Here is a 20373-nt window from a genome sequence, read left to right on the forward strand (position 1 = left end):
GTCAGTCCAACCGGACGTTTTCACCTGAATAGACCTCAGCCGAGGAAAAGCCTATCTCATGCAGTCCGAAATAGGCCACAACGCCGATCACCGCGACGCCCAGAAACCCTGCCAGCATGGCTTTCATTGCGCGTATCCTTTTACCTGAACGCCGCCCATCATTCTGCGGGGGTCCGCTTGTCATCTTTGACCTCATCAAGCCAGAGCGAATGGTGCTGCTCGGCCCAACGTTCATCAACCTCGCCGTTGCCCATGGCGTCAAAGGCGCCCTCCATACCGAGTGTCCCGATATAGATGTGCCCCAAGATCACCGCCATCATCAAAAAGCCGATGATCGCGTGCCAAAGCTGGGCATATTGCATTTCCGCATGGGGCGTCAGATCGCCCTGAAGCGGACCAAAGCCTGCGGCTTCGGCCATGCCGATGTCATTGATAAGATTGAAGGTATGGCCGAAAAGCTGGATCTCAAAGGGAAACAGCAGCGACAGCCCCGAGAGCGAGACCGAGAAGCCCAGCAGGATCACGGCCCAAAAGACGATCTTCTGCCCGAAGTTGAACTTTTTCGCGGGCGGGTGTTTGTCGCCGATGAAACCGCCGCCTTGCTTGATCCAAACCCAGTCGGTCTTGTTCGGGATATTGTGCCAAATCCACATCACAAAGACCATGATAAGCGCAATCATAAAGGCCCATGACACGTTGTTGTGGATGAACTTTGACCCGGTCAGCAGGACCGAGTTGAATTCATGCCCCAAGAGCGGAATGACCACCTTGCGGCCAAAGAGCGTGGCCAAACCCGTCAGCGCGAGCAGGATGAAAGACCCGGCCAGCATCCAATGGGCAAACCGTTCGATCGCTTTGAAACGGGTGATGGTACGCCCGACCTTGCCGCCTTCGATGCGGATCCGCCCCCGCAAGAGATAGAACAGCAAGAGCACGGCCAGCGTGCCGGCAAGAAGCCAAGCGCCGTAGGTGGCCAGCGGCCCCTCGCGGAACCGCTGCCACCACATGCCGTTGTCTTGCACCAAGACGCGGCCCGTCTTGTTCATCGTGCTGACGCGCACGGGCAATTCGTTATAGCGGATGCCGCGCCACAGGTCCGGGTCCGAGCGCCCGCCGAGCGGGCCAAGGCCCGGCACCGTAGCGGCGTCACCCCCCAGATTGTTGCGCCGGAATCCGTCGTCGATCTCGGCGCCGTTTTGGCGGCGTTCGATGTCGGCCAAGTTCTGCGCCCCGCCGGTGCTGGTGCGGTCAATGGCCGAGGGGGTCGCGTTCTCGGGCAGGCGCACGTCCTGCGCCGTGGCGCTGACCGGCAGCGCGGCCAAGGCGAGAATGAAAAGAGCCATCAGGTGGCGCAGCATGGGAAATCCCCCGGCTAGACAGATATGGAGAAAAGGGGCGACCCGGTCAGGCCGCCCCGAAAGCCGTTACTGGCCTTTTTGCTCGTAAGCCGTGCCCCAGCCCCAAGCGCCGGAGCCAAAGCCGCGTGCGACGACGCGCTCGCGGTAGATGTCGGAGACCATGTCCCCGTCACCGGCCAGAAGCGCCTTGGTTGAACACATCTCGGCGCAGATTGGCAGTTTGCCTTCCGCGATCCGGTTGCGGCCGTACTTCTGGAATTCGGCTTGGCTGTGGTTTTCCTCGGGGCCACCGGCGCAGAAGGTACATTTGTCCATCTTGCCACGGCTGCCGAAGTTGCCAGCCTGCGGGTACTGCGGCGCGCCAAAGGGGCAGGCGTAGAAGCAGTAGCCGCAACCAATACAGAGGTCCTTGGAGTGCAGCACGATGCCATCGTCGGTCTGGTAGAAACAATCCACCGGGCAGACCGCCATACAGGGCGCATCCGAGCAGTGCATACAGGCGACCGAGATCGAGCGTTCGCCCGGTTGGCCGTCCTGAATTGTCACCACGCGGCGGCGGTTGATGCCCCAAGGGACTTCGTGTTCGTTCTTACAAGCCGTTACACATGCGTTGCATTCAATGCAGCGCTCGGCATCGCAGAGAAACTTTGCTCTTGCCATTCTCTTGTCTCCTTACGCTGGCATAATCTTGCAGAGAGTCGCTTTGGTCTCCTGCATTTGCGTCACTGAATCGTAGCCGTAGGTCTGAACCGTGTTGGTGCTTTCGCCCAGAACAATCGGATCGGCCCCATCGGGGTATTTGTCCCGCAGGCTGACGCCGCCCATGTGCCCGCCGAAGTGGAAGGGCATGAAGGCCACGCCCTCGCCCACCCGTTCGGTGACCATGGCCATCACCTTGATCTTGCCACCCTCGGGCCCTTCGACCCAAACGTCGGACCCGTCGCGCACGCCGAGGTTGTTGGCGTCACGGGTGTTGATCTCGATGAACATGTTCTGCTGCAACTCAGCAAGCCATGGGTTCGACCGGGTCTCGTCCCCGCCGCCCTCATATTCGACCAAGCGGCCAGAAGTGAGGATAATCGGGAATTCCTGCGAGAAGTCGTTCTTTTGGATCGAGGCATAAAGCGTCGGCACCCGCCAGAAGGTCTTGTCTTCGTAGGTCGGATAATCCGCCACCAGATCGCGCCGGTTGGAATAGAGCGGCTCGCGGTGTTTTGGCACCGGGTCGGGGAAGGTCCAGACCACGCAGCGGGCCTTGGCGTTGCCGAAGGGCGCGCAGCCATGCTCGATCGCCACCCGCTGGATGCCGCCCGACAGGTCGGTCTTCCAGTTGATGCCGCCGACTTGGGCCACGTAATCGGAATCGATTTCACCCTGTTGCGAGGTTTCACCGACTTCCGCCTGACCATCATCCGCGTTCTCAGGCGCTTCGTAGCCTGCGACCGCTTCGATGATGCGCCGCTCATCGGCTGTCAGATCACCATCCCAGCCCAGATCCATCAGCATCTGCATGGTGAATTCGGGATAGCCGTCCTTGATTTCCGAACCGGCGGAATAGACACCTTCGGCGAGCAGGTTCTCACCGTCACGTTCCACCCCGAAACGGGCGCGGAAGGTCAGACCGCCTTCGGCCACCGGCAGCGACATATCGTAGAGGTTCGCCGTGCCGGGGTGGTTCATCTCGGGCGTGCCCCAGCAGGGCCATGGCATGCCGTAGTAATCGCCATCCGCCGGGCCGCCGTTGGCACGCAGAGTGGTTTTGTCGAAGGTGTGCTGGTTCTGCATGTGCATCTTCATCCGCTCGGGCGACTGCCCGGTATAGCCGATGGTCCACATGCCTTTGTTGAACTCGCGCGTCAGGTCTTCGATGAGCGGCTCTTCACCGTTCACTTCGATGTTGCGGAACATGCGATCATCAAAGCCGAACTTCTTGGCGAACTTATAGAGGATCGTGTGGTCCGGCAGGCTTTCAAACAGCGGCTCGACAACCTTTTCGCGCCACTGGAGCGAGCGGTTCGATGCAGTCACGGAACCGGAGGTTTCGAACTGCGTACAGGCCGGGAGCAGATAGGTGTTGTCGGTCCGGTCGTGCAGAACGGCGGAGACGGTTGGGTATGGGTCGACCACGACCAGCAGGTCGAGCTTTTCCATCGCGGTTTTCATCTCACCCTGACGGGTCTGCGAGTTCGGCGCGTGGCCCCAGAGCACCATCGCTTTGGTGTTGTCGGGCTGCTCAAGGTTCTCGCGATCCTCAAGGACACCATCGATCCAACGCGACACCGGGATGCCGGTGAGGTTGATCATCTTCTGCTCTTCGCCCGCGCCATCGGTCCAAGCGGCGAAGCGGCTCTGGATCCATTCCAGATCCTCACCCCAAACCCGCGCCCAATGCGCCCAAGAGCCATCGGAGAGACCGTAGTAGCCCGGCAGCGTATCGGCCAGAACGCCAAGGTCGGTCGCGCCCTGCACGTTGTCGTGGCCGCGGAAGATGTTGGTGCCGCCGCCGGCGGTGCCCATGTTGCCCAAGGCCAGCTGCAAAATGCAGTAAGCGCGGGTATTATTGTTGCCATTGGTGTGCTGCGTGCCACCCATGCACCAGATCACGGTGCCGGGGCGGTGGTTGGCCAGTGTCCGCGCGACGCGCTGAAGCTGTTCGCCGGGCACGCCGGTGACGCGCTCAACCTCATCGGGGGTCCAGTTGGCGACTTCCTGACGGATTTCATCCATGCCCCAAACGCGGGTGCGGATGAACTCCTCATCCTCCCAACCGTTCTCGAAGATATGGTAGAGGATACCCCAGACCAGCGCCACGTCAGAGCCGGGACGCATCCGCACATATTCGTCGGCATGGGCCGCGGTGCGGGTGAAACGCGGATCGCAGACGATCAGCGGCGCGTTGTTCTCTTCCTTGGCTTTCAGCACGTGCTGCAGCGACACCGGGTGCGCCTCGGCGGGGTTGCCGCCGATGATGAAGATCGCGCGCGACTTGTGGATGTCGTTGTAGCTGTTGGTCATGGCGCCGTAGCCCCACGTGTTCGCCACGCCCGCCACGGTGGTGGAGTGACAGATCCGCGCCTGGTGGTCGACGTTGTTGGTGCCCCAATAAGCCGCGAACTTGCGGAACAGATAGGCCTGTTCGTTGGAGTGTTTCGCCGAGCCGAGCCAATAGACCGAATCCGGGCCGGAAGTGTCACGGATCGACAGCATCTGGTCGCCGATCTCGTTGATCGCCTGCTCCCAAGAAATCCGCTGCCATTCGCCGCCGACTTTCTTCATCGGGTATTTCAGGCGGCGCTCACCATGGGCGTGCTCACGGACCGAAGCGCCCTTGGCGCAATGCGCGCCGAGGTTGAACGGGCTGTCCCAACCGGGTTCCTGACCGAGCCAGACACCGTCCGACACTTCGGCGATGACGGTACAGCCGACCGAGCAATGGGTGCAGACGGATTTCTTGACTTCCATCTTTCCGCTGACGGCTGCGGTGGCGGCTGATGCCTGTTGCACGCTGCCCGCGGTGCCTGCGATTGCGGCAAGCCCGCCGATGGCAAGGCCCGAACCGCGCAGGAACGCGCGCCGGTCAATACCGCTGCGCGCCACATCGGACATGATGCCTGTCCGCTGCGCAGACCGCGCGACCCCATTGGTCTTTTTCCTCAACATATCTTCACTCCCTATGCGCGGGCTGGTCCCCGCCTGAGGTGGCTATTGAACGGCGGGCGTTTTCGCCCTGCCAAGTTTCGGGGCCGCGCCCCTGTTATCTGGTCAGAACCGCGCGGCGGCGTAGTAGGCGCGCGTGTGCTCGGTGTCTTGGATACGGTCCGACGACAGGTCGGGGGCTTGGGCCGCTTCGGCCTCGGTCCCTATGGTGGCCACGGCAACGGCGGCCAAGGGCGCGGCGGAGCCCGCGAATTTCAGGAAGTCGCGCCGGTCCTTGCGAACGGGTGCGTCGGTGGTACCCTCTGGCTTGCGTGTCATCTTCTCTCTCCTGTTACGTCTCTTGTTCAGGGGCGCGCGGCCCCGCCTGTCTCATCGCGGTGGGTCTAGTCGTCTTTGCTGAGCCGGAAGGCTTCGGCTTCAATCTGCATGAAGGCACGGCCAATTTTGCCCACGGGGGCATAGAAGACCGAGTTTTTCGCGCCTTCGAGGTCGGCAAAGAAGTGCCCGGCCCAAGGGGCGATATGCCGATTGAAAAAGGTCTTTTGCTGCGCCAGCGTCGCGGGGGACGCGAAACGGCCCGCGATCATCGCGCCCATCATTTCCATCAGCGACGCGATGTTGTCTTCGGGCTCAAACACATTCGCCGCCCGCTCAAGCCCGCGTGCAACCATATCTTGGCGCAGGGCGGCCAGCGGTTTTTCATTGAGAAATCCGGTGAGGTAAAAGCTCGCATAGGGCAAAAGCTCGCCCCGGCCCAGCCCGATGAATAGACGGTTAAACTCACTCTCGGCACCCGAGGGTTTGGTCTTGGCGGCGAGTTTCGACAGCGTCTTGAAGCCCTGCCCCAACTCGCTGTCATCCCCCGACAGGCCCGCGCATTGATCCAGCAGGATCTGATCCGGCGGTCCGGCAAGGATCAGGCCCATGAAGTTGTAAAGGTCCGCGCGCAGGCGGTCTTCTTCGGGCAGGGGCGTCGCGGCCAATTGGGTCATGCGCTGCTACCTTCCATGTCTTGTGCCATATCACTGGCGAAGTGAAACCGCATGCGGCGGTGGGTTGGCGCGGGCTGCGCTTCGGCTTCTTCTGCCGGGGCGGCATGATGCACCTCAAGAGGCGCATCTGGGGCCAGCGCCATTTCGGTCCGGCGGGGGCCGGGCACGACAACATCATGGGTCGACGCCAGCACGGGCGCGTCATTGTCAGCGCGCTCAACCGTCTCTTCCGGTGCATCGGCCTCAGCGGTCAGCACCTCTTCGACCTTCGAGACCATGCCGCGGCCCACTTGATAGATCGTGTTAACCGGTTTCCCAGCCGTCGCCGCCGCTGTGTAATCGTCGTCGTAATCGTTCAACCCGTCAAGGCAGGCGAGCACCGGGTTGGTTTTCCAAAAGCTGCGCAGCGCGCGGGTCTTGAGCCGTTGCGGCAGCTGCGCCTTGAGAAAGGCACGCAACTGTTCGCCGCTCACCAGATCCTCGGGCGCGGGCAGATCGAACTCGGCCAGCAGGTCATCATCGCTGCGCTCGGCCAGCGCGGCTTCTTCAGCCTCTGCCACCTGCGCTGCGTGAACGCGCACTTCGGCTTCCGCCTCAGCCGCGACGGCGGCGCGGCGTTTCTGCCAAAAACCGCTCATGCCAGACGCTTTCGTTTCAGCGCGGGCGAGGCGTAAACGTCCGCAGGCTTTTCAATGCGCGGATCCCCGATCCCGTCTTGTTTAAGATCAGTGCGCAGCCGATCCCGGCGGCGTTTGACGAAGGCTTCCTCTTGGTGGAACTCTTCGACGAACTCTTGCACCCATGCCAACAGACCCGGCGTCATCGCGACCTTTTCGACCACCTCTTCGGCGCTGTCGCAATAATCCTGCGCCTCATAGGGAGATGCCGTGACCAGCGCGAGTTTGAAGGGGCGGTCGGTCGCACCGGGAATGGGGCGCATCACAACATAGACACAAGGCACATCCGCGCCGAGCCCGTGGACATAGGCTTCGGTCTCGGCTCCGTGGAGGTCAAGCTTGAGCGTGGCGGCGTGGTACTCGACGATCTCGCCGTCGCGGCGCAGCTCGCGCCAATCCGCCTCCCCGGCACCGGGCAGCACGGCGGTCGCTTTCCAGCTCCACTTGGCCCAACGGGTCACCCCCGGCGCGCGCCGCAGTACAATGCCCAAGGGCATCGTCCGATACATTGTCGGGTTGTGAATCAAATTGCTCCTCCGTTTCAACGACCTTCGCCGCAAAGGCCGGTCCGGGGGAAGCGCTAATCCGCGCCAAAGCCCGAAAAACCCGGCTTTCGAGACAAGATGGCCCATCGGCTTGGCCCGTCAATGGCGCCTCGGCCTAATTGTCTAACTTGAGTGTTTCGCTCAGAGAATGGGCGAATCACAAATTTCGAATCACTGCCTCCGCAGACCGCCGTTTCTGCCTGCTTCACCACCTAGGAGCCGCACCGCCGCGCCGCGAATTTCGGTTGTAGGGGGTGGCAAATCCCGTCTAGCTTGGGGCCTCTGCCCTGCCCAGATGGGCTGCGGATTGACGTGCGAGATAAGGGAAAATTCATGGCCAAGACATTGATAACATGCGATTGCGCAGGGTCGCAGCGTATCGATTCTGATGCATTGGCCGAGCGCAGCGGTTTGGCGGTCGCGCCCCCCTGTTCGGCCCTCTGCACCACCCAGATTGACCGGGCGGCCAAGGCCCTGACCGCCGGGGACGCAATTTTATGCTGCACCCAAGAAGAGCGGGTCTTTACCGAATTGGCCGAGGAATTGGGCCTGCCCCCTGCCCCCCTCTTGGACCTGCGCGACCGGGCCGGATGGTCGGATGACCCCCGTGACAAACTACCCAAAATGTCCGCCCTCGCAGCCGAGGCGCTTTTGGACGCCCCGGCAGAGAAAACCATTGATGTTGGCTCCGAAGGGCTTTGCCTGATCGTGGGGCGCGGCCCGGCGACGCTGGAGGCGGCGGCGCAGCTCAAGGACCACCTGAGCGTCACGCTGTTGATGGACGACGCGGTGACACAGGCCGAGGACAATCTGCCCGAGGTGCGCGATTTTGACCTCATTTCCGGCAAGCTGCGCCGTGCCAAGGGCGCGCTTGGACAGTTCGAAGTGGTGATCGACGCGCTGCGGCAGGTCGACCCGCGTGGCCGGGGCCCGCTCAACTGGACCGCGCCGCGCGACGGTGCGCGCAGCCGATGTGACATCATCATCGACCTGCGCGGCGAGACCCCGCTGTTCCCGGCGCATGAAAAGCGCGAAGGCTACCTGCGCGCCGATCCCGGCCACCCGCCTGCCGTGGCCGCCGCCGTGCTCGCGGCCTCGCATCTTACCGGCACGTTTGAGCAACCGCTCTATGTGCGGACCGAGCCGCTGCTCTGCGCCCATTCCCGCGCGGGGCAAACCGGCTGTACCAATTGTCTGGACCTTTGCCCCACTGGCGCGATCACACCCGACGGTGATCATGTTGCGATCGACCCGATGATCTGCGCGGGCTGCGGTGCCTGTTCCTCGGCCTGCCCCTCGGGTGCGATCAGCTATGACGCACCGCCCGTCGATTTCACCATGCGCCGGGTGCAGACACTGGCGCGCGCCTTTCTCGAAGCGAGCGGGGAAGCGCCGCGCCTCATGGTGCATGACGCTCATGGTGCCGAGATGATCCGCCTTGCCGCACGCCACGGGCGCGGACTGCCTGCCGATGTGGTGCCGATGGAGCTCGATGCGCTCGCCGCCTTTGGCCATGCTGAGGCGCTGGCCGCGCTCGCCGCCGGGTTCGCCCATGTCTCGCTTCTGCTTGGCCCCAAGGCCGACCGCGACGCGATTGAGACGCAGACCGCGCTGGCCCGCGCCATTGCGGGGGACGCGCGGATGTCCCTGATCGACACCCCCGACCCCGAGGCGCTGACCGACATTCTTTATGACGGCGAGGCCCCTGCCCCCGTCGCCCAGCCGGTGCGCCCGATGGGCAGCCGCCGCCAGATTGCGCGGCAGGCGGCGCGGGCGCTCAACCCTGAGGCCGAGGTGCTGGACCTGCCCGAGGGTGCGCCCTACGGTGCCGTTCTGGTCGACAAGGATGCCTGCACGCTGTGTCTTTCCTGCGTATCGCTCTGCCCTTCGGGCGCGCTTGGCGACAACCCGGACCTGCCGCAACTGCGCTTTCAGGAAGACGCCTGCCTGCAATGCGGGCTCTGCGCCAATGTCTGCCCCGAGGATGCCATCACCCTCGCGCCGCGCCTCGACCTGACCGAAGCCGCGCTGAGCCAGCGCGTGCTGAACGAGGAAGAGCCCTTTGCCTGCGTCGAATGCGGGAGCCTCTTTGGCGTGAAATCGACCGTGGAGAAAATCACCGACAAGCTGCGCAGCCATTCGATGTTTGCCGATGAGGCAAAACTGCGGATGATCCAGATGTGCGATGACTGCCGGATCAATGCGCAGTATCACAGCACCAACAACCCGATGACCGGCAACGAACGCCCGCGCCCTCGGACCACCGACGATTACCTCTCCAAACGGCGCGACCACTAGGCCGCCCCCAAGCACAGGAGCCACCCATGAGCGAAGACTTCAACATGTCGATGCGCAAGTTTCTCAAACAGGTCGGCGTGACCTCGCAGCAGGCCATCGAAAAGGCCATGCGCGACCATGACACCAGCGGCAAAGAGTTTGCGGTCAAGGCCGTGATCACCATCCCCGAACTGAGGCTGGAGCATGAGATCGACGGCACCATCGCCGGCGCGGACAAGGGCGAGGCATAAGCGACGTGACAGCCAGCAGGGAAGCGGTCCTGACCGCCTTGAAGACCGTGACCGATCCGGCCACGGGGACAGACATCGTGGCCAGCGGCGTAATGCGCGCGCTGAATGTGGATGACGCGGGCGCGGTGCGTTTCGTGATGGAGATCCCTCCCGCCCAAGCCAAAGCTTATGAGGAGGCCAAGGCGCAGGCAGAAGCGGCGCTGGCGCAGGTCGAGGGGGTGTCGAAAGTCTCTATCGTGCTGACCGGCCACAGCGAGAAAGCCCCGCCGCCCGACCTCAAGCCGCAGCGTAAAGCGGAGCCAACCGGCCCACAAAAAATCCCCGGCGTTGACCGGATCATCGCCGTCGCCTCGGGCAAGGGCGGCGTCGGCAAATCCACCGTTTCGGCCAACCTCGCATGTGCGCTGGCCGCCCAAGGCCGCCGGGTCGGGCTGCTGGATGCCGATGTCTACGGCCCCAGCCAACCGCGCATGCTCGGCGTCTCTGGCCGCCCCGCCTCGCCAGATGGGAAAACGATCCTGCCGATGCGCAACCACGGCGTCACCATGATGTCGATTGGCCTGATGACCAACGAAGACCAAGCCGTGGTCTGGCGCGGGCCGATGCTGATGGGCGCGCTGCAGCAAATGATGACGCAGGTGCAATGGGGCGCGCTTGATGTGCTGATCGTGGACCTGCCGCCGGGCACTGGTGACGTGCAGATGACGCTGGCGCAAAAGGCCCACGTGGATGGGGCGGTTATCGTCTCTACACCGCAGGATGTGGCTCTGATCGACGCGCGTAAGGGCATCGATATGTTCAACCAGCTGAAGGTGCCGATCCTCGGCATGATCGAAAACATGTCGACGCATATTTGCACCAATTGCGGACACGAAGAGCATGTGTTTGGCCACGGCGGTGTCGCCTCCGAGGCCGAGAAATGGGGCGTGCCCCTGCTCGCCGAAGTGCCGCTTGATCTGCAGATCCGTCTCGCCTCGGACGGCGGTGCGCCGATCACCGTCAGCCAGCCCGACAGCAAACAGGCCGCGGCCTTTCACGCCATCGCCAAGCAACTCGTGGACGCTGGCGCCGCATGAGCGACCCGCTGTCCTTCCCCCCGCTGATGTCGGGAGAGGCGGTCGCGGGCGATGCGCTTGCCGCCGCCTGCGCCCGCGCGGCCGAGGGCTGCGATGCGGGTCTGATCACCTACCGGCTCGACGGGGCCGAGATGCAGGCGGCCCTGGTCTTTGCCCCCGAGGTGCCGCTGGCCCGCGCGGTGGCGATGTTGCCGCTTTGCGGGGTGGGCTTTCAAAACGCCCTCGGCGCGCTCTCGCCGCCTGAAATCGCGGTGCAACTGGAATGGAACGGCGGCATCCGCGTGAACGGCGCGGCCTGCGGCGCGCTGCGGATGATGGCCGCGACAAGCGATCCGGCGGCGGTGCCCGATTGGCTCGTTGTCGGTTTCACCCTGCCGCTCTACCCCGCAAACGACCCTGACATGGCGCAAACGGGTCTGAACCCGGGTCAAACCGCGCTCTATGCCGAAGGCTGCGCCGAGGTGCAGCCCCCTGCCCTAGTCGAATCCTGGGCGCGGCACACTCTGCACTGGATCAACCGCTGGGAAGACCTCGGCCCTGCCAGCCTGCATGGCGAATGGCGCGGCTTGGCCTATGGGATCGACGAAGAGGTGACCGCGCAGGGCGCAAGCGGTACATTCATCGGTGTCGACGAGGACTTCGGCATGTTACTGCGCGCGGGAGAGACGACCCGCCTGATCCCGCTCACCACCCTATTGGAGCCCGCACCATGACCCTCAAACTCGCCCGCGCGATCCATTTCGATGAGAGCGACCGCAACGTCTTCGCCTCGCCCGCCCGCACCGGGGAATGGTGCATCTCTGGCGGGTTCGAGTTTTCCGATTGGACCGAGGGCGATCTGACCGGCAAAGCCCGCCAAGCCTTCGCCAATGGCTGGCTCGGGCTCGAAACCTTTGGCCGCGTGACCTTTGTCGCCGTGACCCAAATCGAAGAAGCCGAGGTCGAGACCCTCGCCGCGCTGCTGGCGCAGCATTTCGTCACCTACTACGGTGCACCTTCGGTCGATGCCGCGCGTCCCGTAGCGAAAGAGGAGTTGGCCCAGATGATCGACCTCTGCGCCGATCACGCGCCCAACTGCCTGCTAACCGTGGCGCGCGAGTTGACCGACGCGGGCGTCCGTGAAAGCTTTCGCATGATCCAGCCGCAGGATGCAGGACTAGAGCAATTCGCGATCCACGGCGACCTGCCCGAATGAACCACCCGCGCCGGTTAGGGCGCGGATGGTCTCTAACTCAGGTTATTCGGCGCCTTCCGCGTTGAACACGAATAGCGTCTCACCATTGATCTTGTAGTCGTTGATCAGCGCTTTCGCTCGGTCCGATGTAAGCCAGTCTTCGAGCTTCAGAGCCAGATCGTTTTTGACATGGCCGTGACGCTCGGGGTTCACAGGTAAATAGGCATATTGGTTAAACAGAACCGGATCGCCCGCATAGAGCAACGCCAGCTCGCCTTTGTTGCCGAAGTTCAGCCAGCTCGCCCGGTCCGACATCACATAGGCGGGCATCCCCGAGGCGGTATTAAGGGCCGCCCCCATGCCTGCCCCGACGGCATTGTACCAATCGCCGAACTCTGCCGGATCAACCCCAGCTTCGGCCCAGAGCGCCAGTTCTTTCTTATGCGTGCCGCTGTCGTCCCCTCGGCTCACGAAATCAGACTCTGTGTCGGCGATTGCGCTCAATGCTTCGGTGGCTGCACCCGAGGATGCGATGCCCGCCGGATCGCTTTTTGGACCGATAAAGACGAAATCGTTGTACATGATTTCCGTTCGGTGGCTGCCAAACCCTGCGTCGACGAAGGCCTCTTCGGCTTTGCGCGAATGGACCAGGATCGCGTCCACGTCCCCAGATTCACCTAGCTTGATCGCCTGGCCAGTCCCGACGACCAGCAATTGCACGTCCAGATCGAGGTCCGCTGCGATCTGAGGCAAGAGAACATCGGCAAGGCCCGAGTTGTTGAACGATGTCGTCACCGCCATTCTCATCACGTCGGCGGCCTGCGCCGCACCGCTCATCGCCAGCGCGGAAATTGCGCCTACAATCCAATGTTTCATTCTACGATATCTCCTCTTAAGAATGCCTGCGCCTCGGGGGTCTCAGGCTGGTTGAAAAACGTCTTCGCTGGACCGGCCTCATGCAGACGGCCCCCCAGAAGGAACAAGACATCGTCGGCCAAACGGCGGGCTTGGCCAAGGTCATGTGTCGAGAGGATCAGCCGCGTGCCCGCAGATTTCGCCGCTTGCAAAATCGCCTCGATCTCTCGGGTCGCACGGCCGTCCAACGCGGCACAGGGCTCATCCAGAAACAGCAGCTTGGGTTTGCAGATCAGGGCGCGGGCGAGGGCCAGCTTCTGCTGCTCGCCGCCCGATAGCACAGGGGCTGCGCGGCCCAAAAGCGGCTCTAACCCGACGCGCGCGGCCCATTCCTCCGCCGCCTGTCGGGCCTCTGCCTTTGCGACACCGCGCAGGCGCAATGGATAGACAAGATTCTCTAAAACTGTCCGCCGCAGCATGACGGGCCGCTGAAAAACGAAGGCCTGATGATGCCGCGCCTCTTCGGTCGTGCAGGCCCAGTCGATCCGCCCCGCAGAGAGCCGCGCGGTGCCATGGAGCAATTGCAACAGCGTGGTTTTGCCCGCGCCGTTCGGGCCGATAACGACCGTGGCGCCCTGCCCTTCCAGCGTCAGATCAATCGGTCCCACCAGCCGTTGCCCACGTCTGCGGCTTTCGATCGCACCGGCTTGCATCGGGAAAAGCTGCATCACCACCGGCCCTCCCGTTCGGTGCGGCCCAGCCAATGGATCGCGAGATTCACCGCCACGGCCAGCCCGATCAATACGAAACCGAGGGCGAGCGCCAAGGCAAACTCTCCCTTCCCGGTCTCGAGCGCGATCGCGGTGGTCAGCACCCGCGTAGCATGGTCGATATTGCCTCCGACGATCATGATCGCCCCCACCTCCCCAATCGCGCGGCCAAAACCTGCGAGAGCGGCGGTGAGGAGCGCGCGGCGCGAGTCCCAAAGCAGGGTCCGTATCTTCTGGCCTTGCGTGACATTCATTGAAATCAGCAGATCATGATATTCCTGCCAAAGTTCGCGGATCGACTGATGCGCGATCGAGGCAATGAGCGGCACAATGATGATCACCTGCGCTATGATCATCGCCGTGGGGGTAAAAAGCAGCCCCAACACGCCAAGGGGCCCGGAGCGGGAAAGGACCACATAGACGATGAGCCCCACCACGACCGGCGGCAGCCCCATGAGCGCATTCAAAACCGCGATCACCAAGCGCCGTGCGCGAAACCGTTTTACGGCGACCAATGCCGCGAGGGGGAGGGCAATCAGGCAGGCGACGATTAACGCGGAGACGGTAACCTGCAACGACCGGCCAGCGATCTCCACCAGCTCGGGATCAAGCGTGAAGACAAGCCAAAAGGCCTGCGTCAGTCCGCTCCAAATATCGACCATCCCGCAGTGGCCTCCCCCGACTTGGGGCCCAAAGCCCCCTTTTTCCCGCACATTGTCAGGACTGGCCTGCGGACGCCAGAGCCACCGGGACCGAAATTGCCGGAAGAGACAGACTGGCTTGAAACTCACCGTGATCTCGGGCGCGCAAGGTCAGGATGACCCGTCACATGATTCTAGCAGTTCGGGTATGTGGCTCTAACTACTGCAAAACCGGACTATGCTAGCGATCCAGCTCTTGACGAGCTCATTCTCAATTCCAAGGATAGTTTTAACAAGTGATTACAGTTACTTCGACATAAAAGCCCGAACTATCTTTGATCGTAGCTGCGACTATTGATGCCGTCTTTCCCTCTCCTCGCGCAAGAATCTATTGCACGCGTCGCTTTAATGGCATTAAGTAACGGAAACAAAAGCGCTACCGAATAATAGCGTTACTGAGAGCGAGGGCAGATGTGACGGACACTGTACACATCAATACACGGATCCGCCGTAATGCGGAAACGCTTTCCGAGGCGTTGGAAAGTCACATGTTGAAGGTCTTTGCGCCCGACGCGCGCAAGGAGCTACGCCGCTTCTCAGCCGGGGAAGCGGCTGAATTGCTTGGGATTTCAACCAGCTTCCTTCGCAAACTCCATTTCGACAATAAGGTCGTCGATGTCCAGACAAGCCCCGGGGGGCGGCGGCATTACAATGCTGAAGATCTGCTCTCAATCCGGCGCACGCTTGAGTCCACTGCTAAATCACGCGGTGCCTACCAGCGCGGGCGCCGTGACGGGGACAAACTGCAAGTATTGTCCTTTTTGAACTTCAAAGGCGGCAGCGGGAAGACAACGAGCGCAATCCATGCGGCGCAACGACTGGCCTTGAAAGGCTACCGGGTTCTCTGCGTCGATATTGACCCGCAAGCGTCTCTAACAACGCTTTTTGGCTATCGGCCCGAGTATGATTTCCTGAACTCAGGAACCATCTACGATGCCATCCAATATGACGATCCGGTCCCTTTAGCCAATGTCATACAGAAGACATTCTTTACTGGCATTGATCTTGCTCCGGGCGGGTTAATGCTTCAGGAGTTTGAGCATGAGACCCCTCAGGCTCTGCTGAACAACACCCAGCCGGCATTTTTCGCCCGGTTGGCGACCTCTTTGCAGGACGTGGAGCAGAACTACGACGTGGTTATCTTCGATTGCCCACCGCAATTGGGGTATCTTACGATGTCGGCGCTTTGTGCCTCGACGGGCGTGCTAATCACCGTCGTCCCGAACATGCTCGACGTCGCATCCATGTCGCAGTTCCTGCAAATGAGCGCGGACCTGCTCGATGTCGTCTCTAACGCAGGGGCAAGCATGGAGTTCGATTTCCTGCGTTTCCTGATCAATCGGTACGAACCGAATGATGGACCGCAACAGCAGGTTCTATCCTTCCTGCGCCAGCTTTTTGACGAGGAAGTCATGGTCGCACCGATGCTGAAATCCACCGCAATTTCGGATGCCGGGCTGACCCATCAGACGATTTATGAGGTCGACCGGTCCCAATTTCACCGCTCGACCTATGACCGGGCGGTGGATTCACTCAATCTTGTGAATGATGAGATCGAAAGCATGATCCAGAAAGCATGGGGGCGGTAATGGCACGTAAAGGCATTTTATCTTCTGCACCGGCGAATGTTGAGAAGCCGGAGAAGCCTAAATCCCCCTCGATAGAGCCTAATAAGAGCCGGGGTAAGGCCAGTTTAATGCCGCGCGGCGCGGTGGGGGCGCTTCAGTCTTCGTTGAACCGGATGCAAGAGAACGCGGTTCAGGAATTGGACGGCAATCTGATCGACATGGCAGGTGTCGAAGACCGTTTAGGCACTGATACGCAGGCTCAGAAACAGCTGCATGACAGCCTCAAGACTTACGGGCAGCAGGTTCCTGTGCTCGTTCGGCCCCACCCCAAAACCCCCGGACGGTTCGAGATCGTCTACGGGCGGCGGCGGCTTCAGGCACTGAAAGCGCTTGGAATGCCCGTGAAGGCGATGGTCCGCCAGTTGGACGACCATGCCCTGGTGATGGCACAGGGGCAGGAGAATACCGCGCGACAAGACCTGTCGTTTATCGAAAAGGCGAGCTTTGCTGCTCAGTTAGACGTGGGCGGGCATGACCGGCAGACAATTGCAGACGCGCTGTCGATCGATCTACCGATGGTCAGTCGCATGCTCAAGGTTGGTCATGCGTTCGAGCTACCTTTCTTGCGCCAGATCGGTTCTGCCCCGTCCATCGGGCGGGATCGCTGGATGGCTTTGGTCAAACTCTTTGAGCAACCCGCAGCAAAAGCGCGGGCGGACAAGCGGATGTCGCGGGCCGACTGGGAAGGGTTCAATTCAGATGAACGGTTCGAGGCGATCTTTGCCGAAGCCTCTGCTCAGCCCGAGAAAGCTGCCGCCTCCCCTGCCCCATCGGCCAAGCCCCGCACCCTGCGGAGCCGTGATGGCAAGGCTTTGGCGGACATTCGCAGCGGCAAGCGTGGGGTCACGGTGACCGTCCCTGCCCGCGCGGCCGAGGGGTTTGATACATGGCTCGATGCGCATGCAGAAGAGCTTTTGCAAGAGATTCATGACCGCTGGCAAAAGACCCGCGCGTGAGAAATTGAGGAAGTAGCAACAGGAGGCACATCCAAGACCACAAAAGAAAAGCCCCCCAGGATAAATCCCGGAAGGCCCTTCTCAAACTTTGCACCTTCGAGATAGCCCCAAAGATTTATCGATGTCAACTCTACCCGATGGGATAGGGCCGGTATTTTGTTGTCTTTCGTGATTTTAAATGGAAAACACGTTCCGAACTGCGTTCGGGCGGCCGAAATCGGCTACCCAAGTGTCATGCGAGGGGCCGGACAAATGGGCTTTGCTCGACCGGCTGACAACTGCGGCTGACTGCTTTGAGTTGTCGCACCGCACCCTCACCGTATTAAAGGCGTTGCTGAGTTTTCTGCCAAGCCGTCACATTCCAAATGGCGCGGCAGGCATCGTATTTGCCTCGAACCTCCGGCTGTCTGAGCGGTTGCACGGGATGCCTGAAAGCACGCTTCGACGCCATCTTGCCCAGCTTGTGCGTGTTGGGCTCATTGCCCGGCACGATAGCCCCAATCGCAAACGCTTTGCCCGGAACCGGGGCGGCGCGATTGCGCTGGCCTTTGGCTTCGACCTCTCCCCCCTTGTCGTGCAGTCAGATTTGATTGAGACCGCCGCTCAGGCAGCCGAAGCGCGACGTGAACGGCTGCAAGCGCTGAGAGACCGGGTGCTCGTTCTGAGGCATGCGCTGATCCGTCAGGGTGGCGCTGAGGGGATGGCAGCTGAGGCGTTGCGTTTCCTTCGGCGCAAGCCGGATGAAGCGGCATTGACCCTGCTCGAGAATGCGTTACGTGACGCGCTAGAGAGCCCGGCTACAATCGTTGATGAAGCCGAGGCAGAACCGGTTTCCCCTGCCCCATCTACAGGTCAAATGAGCGCCAGTGACGGCGAAAATGAGCGGCACATACAGGATTCAATTAAACCCTATTTAGACTCTGAACAGCAGATCGGTCCGAAAAACGCCCTGTCTCATTCGGCTGACAACATAGACGGTCAAGGCAAAGAGCCGAAGAAAGGGGTGACTTTGGCTGAGGTGGTCGCTGCTTGCAAAGAAGTTAAAAGCTTCTTCCCAGAAGCGATGCGCAATTGGAGTGACATTGTACGGATCGGAGATCAGATTGCCCCAATGCTGGGGATTGACCCGCCGGTCTTAAATGAGGCAAAACGGGACATGGGTGCGGAGAGCGCTGCGGTGACAGTCCTTTGTCTGCTTGAGAAAGCCGCGACCATCCGAAGCCCGGGCGCATATCTTCGCCGTTTGACACAAATGGCACGTAATGGCGCATTTTCCCTTAATCCTATGGTGGCGGCACTGGTAAATCAGCGCAATTGTCAGCTGACAATTTGAAAAACTATGGTTTTACAGTAGGTTAGGCATTTGTATGGCTGGCAATCCGGGCCAGAACGCTGAATTGGTGGGATTTGTCGGGCAAAATACGCCCCCACACTTCACCCTTGAAGGCGCAGCGGCTAAATTGGCCTCAGTTTTCTGGGAAAGCCCATGACCTCCGTTCGCCTACGCCTGCTGATCCTCGCGCTAACACCGCTTATCGTGTTGATGCCGCTGCTGCTGGTCTTGGGCATGTCGCGTTGGACGGCGGACTATGACGAAGTGCTCATCGCGAATGTCGAGAGCGAGTTAAGGATCGCCAACCAGTATCTCGCGCGGTTGTTGGCGCAGACCGGCAATGAACTGGATGCTGTCGCAGGCTCCGTCGAATTTGCCCGCGTACTTGAAATGCCGACCGCAGATCGGGTGGCCTTCTTTGCCGAGATACAAGATCGGCTGGGCTTGGATTTTCTGCGCTTCCTCCCCCTCGAAAGAGCGGTCGATGAAGGCGACGATTGGCCGGTGATCGCCCGCGCGGCACGGGGGACAAGCGGAGCGGAGATCGACGTGTTTAGCAATGCACGGCTGACAACTCTGGACGACGCGCTCGCGGTCCGCGCCCAGGTGCCGGTGATCGACACGCCCGCTGCCGTGCCCACCAACCGAAAAGTCGAAGACCGCGGGATGGTGGTCCATGCGGCAAGCCCGGTGGCGCTGAACGGCAGGCAGGGCGTTTTGGTTGGCGGAATGCTTTTGAACCGAAATCTCGACTTCATCGATACGATCAACGATCTGGTCTATTTGAACGCGGTAACCGGCGGCGACCGACAAGGGACCGCGACGCTGTTCCTCGACGATCTGCGCATCTCGACCAATGTGCGCCTCTTCGAGGATGTGCGCGCACTTGGTACGCGCGTTTCGGCCGAAGTGCGGGAGGCCGTGTTGATCGAAGGGCGCACTTGGCTCGACCGGGCGTTTGTGGTGAACGATTGGTATATCTCAGGCTACCAGCCCATCACCGACAGTTTCGGGGAGCGGGTAGGGATGCTCTATGTCGGCTTTCTTGAGGCGCCTTTTGCGCAGGCAAAGCGCGAGGCTTTTTGGTGGATGTTGGCAGCCTTCTTTGCCGTGCTGGCCCTGTCGGCGCCGGTGTTCCTGTGGCTGGCGCGGGGCATCTTTTCGCCGCTCGAACGGATGACAAAGGTGATGCACCGCGTCGGCAAGGGAGAGCTTTCGGCGCGGATCGGGCCAGTGCCCGCGCGGGATGAGATCGGCGCCGTGGCGCATCACCTCGATTGGTTGCTGGAGCAGGTTCAAGAACGCGACCGGCAGTTGCGCAGTTGGAATGATGAGCTGAACCAGCGCGTGGATCAGCGTACCGGTGAATTGCGCGAGGCGAATGAGAAGTTGGAGCAGACCTTCCGCCAGTTGGTGATGAGCGAAAAGCTCGCCTCCATCGGGGAAATCACCGCCGGGGTCGCCCATGAGATCAACAACCCGGTCGCGGTCATCATGGGCAATGTCGATGTCATCCGTGAGACTTTAGGCGAGGATGCCGCGCCCGTGGCCACGGAACTGGGGCTGATCGACAGACAACTGTCGCGGATCGAGGTCATCGTCGGCAAATTGCTGAAGTTCGCCGCACCGTCTGAGTATTGCGACTGTGAACATAATATCTCGTTGCGTCCCTTGGTGCAGGATTGTCTCGTGCTCGTTGACCATCTGATCAGCCGGGGCGGAATTGAGGTGGATTGCGACTTTGCAGAGGTCCCGCCCGTGCGCGCGGACTCGGGCGAGATTCAGCAAGTCGTGGTGAACCTTGTGGTCAATGCCGTGCAGGCGATGCGGGGGGCAGGGCGGTTGGAACTGTATCTTAGGGCTGAGGAGCGCGACGCTGTGCCCGGTGTCGCGCTTTCTGTCCATGACAGTGGGCCGGGGGTGCCAGAGGCGTTGCTCGGCTCGCTGTTCGATCCCTTCTTTACCACGAAACCCGGAGAGGGGACGGGGCTAGGCCTGTCAATCTCTCAGACGCTGATCCAGCGCGCCGGGGGGATCATCACGGTGCGCAACCGGGCCGAAGGGGGCGCGGCCTTTACCGTCTGGCTGCCGCAAGCGACCGATGATGCAGGCCCCCCCTGAAC

Annotated in this window: 20 protein-coding genes; 9 read left to right on the forward strand and 11 right to left on the reverse strand. The window is 61.5% G+C overall.

Annotated elements, in window-relative coordinates; all coding sequences use genetic code 11:
* Position 1: 1 nt before the first annotated feature.
* The 8 genes from K3758_RS17365 to K3758_RS17400 all read right to left on the reverse strand — a co-directional run bounded on the left by K3758_RS17365 (position 2) and on the right by K3758_RS17400 (position 7181).
* The gene (locus K3758_RS17365; protein WP_259950196.1) at positions 2–127 is read right to left on the reverse strand and encodes a hypothetical protein; all 126 of its coding nucleotides are present in this window, start codon (positions 125–127) and stop codon (positions 2–4) included.
* 31 nt (positions 128–158) lie between these two features.
* On the reverse strand, positions 159–1358 hold the full coding sequence (locus K3758_RS17370; protein ID WP_259950198.1) for a formate dehydrogenase subunit gamma: 1200 nt from the start codon (positions 1356–1358) through the stop codon (positions 159–161).
* Positions 1359–1424: 66 nt separating this feature from the next.
* Positions 1425–2018, reverse strand: coding sequence for a formate dehydrogenase FDH3 subunit beta (gene fdh3B / locus K3758_RS17375; protein WP_067266580.1), 594 nt, complete (start codon positions 2016–2018; stop codon positions 1425–1427).
* Between the two features lie 12 nt (positions 2019–2030).
* Positions 2031–5018, reverse strand: a complete 2988-nt coding sequence (locus tag K3758_RS17380) for a formate dehydrogenase subunit alpha (protein WP_259950203.1) — start codon at positions 5016–5018, stop codon at positions 2031–2033.
* Positions 5019–5120: 102 nt separating this feature from the next.
* The gene (locus K3758_RS17385) at positions 5121–5333 is read right to left on the reverse strand and encodes a twin-arginine translocation pathway signal protein (RefSeq protein ID WP_259950204.1); all 213 of its coding nucleotides are present in this window, start codon (positions 5331–5333) and stop codon (positions 5121–5123) included.
* 65 nt (positions 5334–5398) lie between these two features.
* On the reverse strand, positions 5399–6007 hold the full coding sequence (locus K3758_RS17390; protein ID WP_259950205.1) for a molecular chaperone: 609 nt from the start codon (positions 6005–6007) through the stop codon (positions 5399–5401).
* On the reverse strand, positions 6004–6645 hold the full coding sequence (locus tag K3758_RS17395) for a DUF3306 domain-containing protein (protein ID WP_259950206.1): 642 nt from the start codon (positions 6643–6645) through the stop codon (positions 6004–6006). Before K3758_RS17395 ends, K3758_RS17390 begins: the two co-directional genes overlap by 4 nt.
* Entirely contained in the window at positions 6642–7181 is a 540-nt protein-coding gene (locus tag K3758_RS17400) for a DUF3305 domain-containing protein (protein ID WP_259950207.1), read from the reverse strand. Before K3758_RS17400 ends, K3758_RS17395 begins: the two co-directional genes overlap by 4 nt.
* A gap of 381 nt (positions 7182–7562) precedes the next feature.
* Here K3758_RS17400 and K3758_RS17405 point away from each other — a divergent pair, with 381 nt between their 5' ends.
* Genes K3758_RS17405 through K3758_RS17425 form a run of 5 tightly spaced genes read left to right on the forward strand, consistent with a single transcriptional unit; the run spans position 7563 to position 12028 of the window.
* Positions 7563–9527, forward strand: a complete 1965-nt coding sequence (locus tag K3758_RS17405) for a 4Fe-4S binding protein (protein ID WP_259950208.1) — start codon at positions 7563–7565, stop codon at positions 9525–9527.
* Positions 9528–9553: 26 nt separating this feature from the next.
* Positions 9554–9757 (forward strand): DUF6494 family protein, encoded by a 204-nt coding sequence (locus K3758_RS17410; RefSeq protein WP_259950215.1) that lies wholly within the window; start codon positions 9554–9556, stop codon positions 9755–9757.
* Between the two features lie 5 nt (positions 9758–9762).
* On the forward strand, positions 9763–10833 hold the full coding sequence (apbC, locus tag K3758_RS17415; protein WP_259950217.1) for an iron-sulfur cluster carrier protein ApbC: 1071 nt from the start codon (positions 9763–9765) through the stop codon (positions 10831–10833).
* Positions 10830–11546: a biotin/lipoate--protein ligase family protein gene (locus tag K3758_RS17420; RefSeq protein WP_259950218.1), complete on the forward strand. Its 717-nt coding sequence runs from the start codon at positions 10830–10832 to the stop codon at positions 11544–11546. The genes apbC and K3758_RS17420 overlap by 4 nt, the downstream gene beginning before the upstream one ends.
* A complete protein-coding gene (locus tag K3758_RS17425) occupies positions 11543–12028 on the forward strand; it encodes a DUF6505 family protein (RefSeq protein ID WP_067628709.1) in 486 nt (161 codons plus the stop codon). The genes K3758_RS17420 and K3758_RS17425 overlap by 4 nt, the downstream gene beginning before the upstream one ends.
* Positions 12029–12070: 42 nt before the next feature.
* On the opposite strand, the gene K3758_RS17430 is transcribed toward K3758_RS17425, so the two are convergent.
* The 3 genes from K3758_RS17430 to K3758_RS17440 are packed head-to-tail and all read right to left on the reverse strand — an operon-like array spanning position 12071 to position 14294.
* Positions 12071–12883: a substrate-binding domain-containing protein gene (locus K3758_RS17430; RefSeq protein WP_259950221.1), complete on the reverse strand. Its 813-nt coding sequence runs from the start codon at positions 12881–12883 to the stop codon at positions 12071–12073.
* Complete coding sequence (locus K3758_RS17435) at positions 12880–13590, reverse strand: ATP-binding cassette domain-containing protein (protein WP_259950515.1); 711 nt, start codon at positions 13588–13590, stop codon at positions 12880–12882. The genes K3758_RS17430 and K3758_RS17435 overlap by 4 nt, the downstream gene beginning before the upstream one ends.
* The gene (locus K3758_RS17440) at positions 13590–14294 is read right to left on the reverse strand and encodes an ABC transporter permease (protein ID WP_259950224.1); all 705 of its coding nucleotides are present in this window, start codon (positions 14292–14294) and stop codon (positions 13590–13592) included. Before K3758_RS17440 ends, K3758_RS17435 begins: the two co-directional genes overlap by 1 nt.
* Before the next feature lie 452 nt (positions 14295–14746).
* Here K3758_RS17440 and repA point away from each other — a divergent pair, with 452 nt between their 5' ends.
* The 4 genes from repA (at position 14747) to K3758_RS17460 (ending at position 20371) form a co-directional block, all read left to right on the forward strand.
* A complete protein-coding gene (gene repA / locus K3758_RS17445) occupies positions 14747–15922 on the forward strand; it encodes a plasmid partitioning protein RepA (RefSeq protein WP_259950225.1) in 1176 nt (391 codons plus the stop codon).
* The gene (gene repB, locus K3758_RS17450) at positions 15922–16917 is read left to right on the forward strand and encodes a plasmid partitioning protein RepB (RefSeq protein ID WP_259950228.1); all 996 of its coding nucleotides are present in this window, start codon (positions 15922–15924) and stop codon (positions 16915–16917) included. The genes repA and repB overlap by 1 nt, the downstream gene beginning before the upstream one ends.
* Positions 16918–17095: 178 nt before the next feature.
* Positions 17096–18250 carry a plasmid replication protein RepC gene (gene repC, locus K3758_RS17455; RefSeq protein WP_259950230.1) on the forward strand — a complete coding sequence of 385 codons (1155 nt, stop codon included), beginning with the start codon at positions 17096–17098 and terminating at the stop codon, positions 18248–18250.
* Between the two features lie 153 nt (positions 18251–18403).
* The gene (locus K3758_RS17460; protein WP_259950231.1) at positions 18404–20371 is read left to right on the forward strand and encodes a cache domain-containing protein; all 1968 of its coding nucleotides are present in this window, start codon (positions 18404–18406) and stop codon (positions 20369–20371) included.
* The last annotated feature ends 2 nt before the right edge of the window (positions 20372–20373 follow it).

It is taken from the genome of Sulfitobacter sp. W002, assembly GCF_025142135.1.
In the GTDB taxonomy this organism is placed as follows: Bacteria; Pseudomonadota; Alphaproteobacteria; order Rhodobacterales; family Rhodobacteraceae; genus Sulfitobacter; species Sulfitobacter profundi.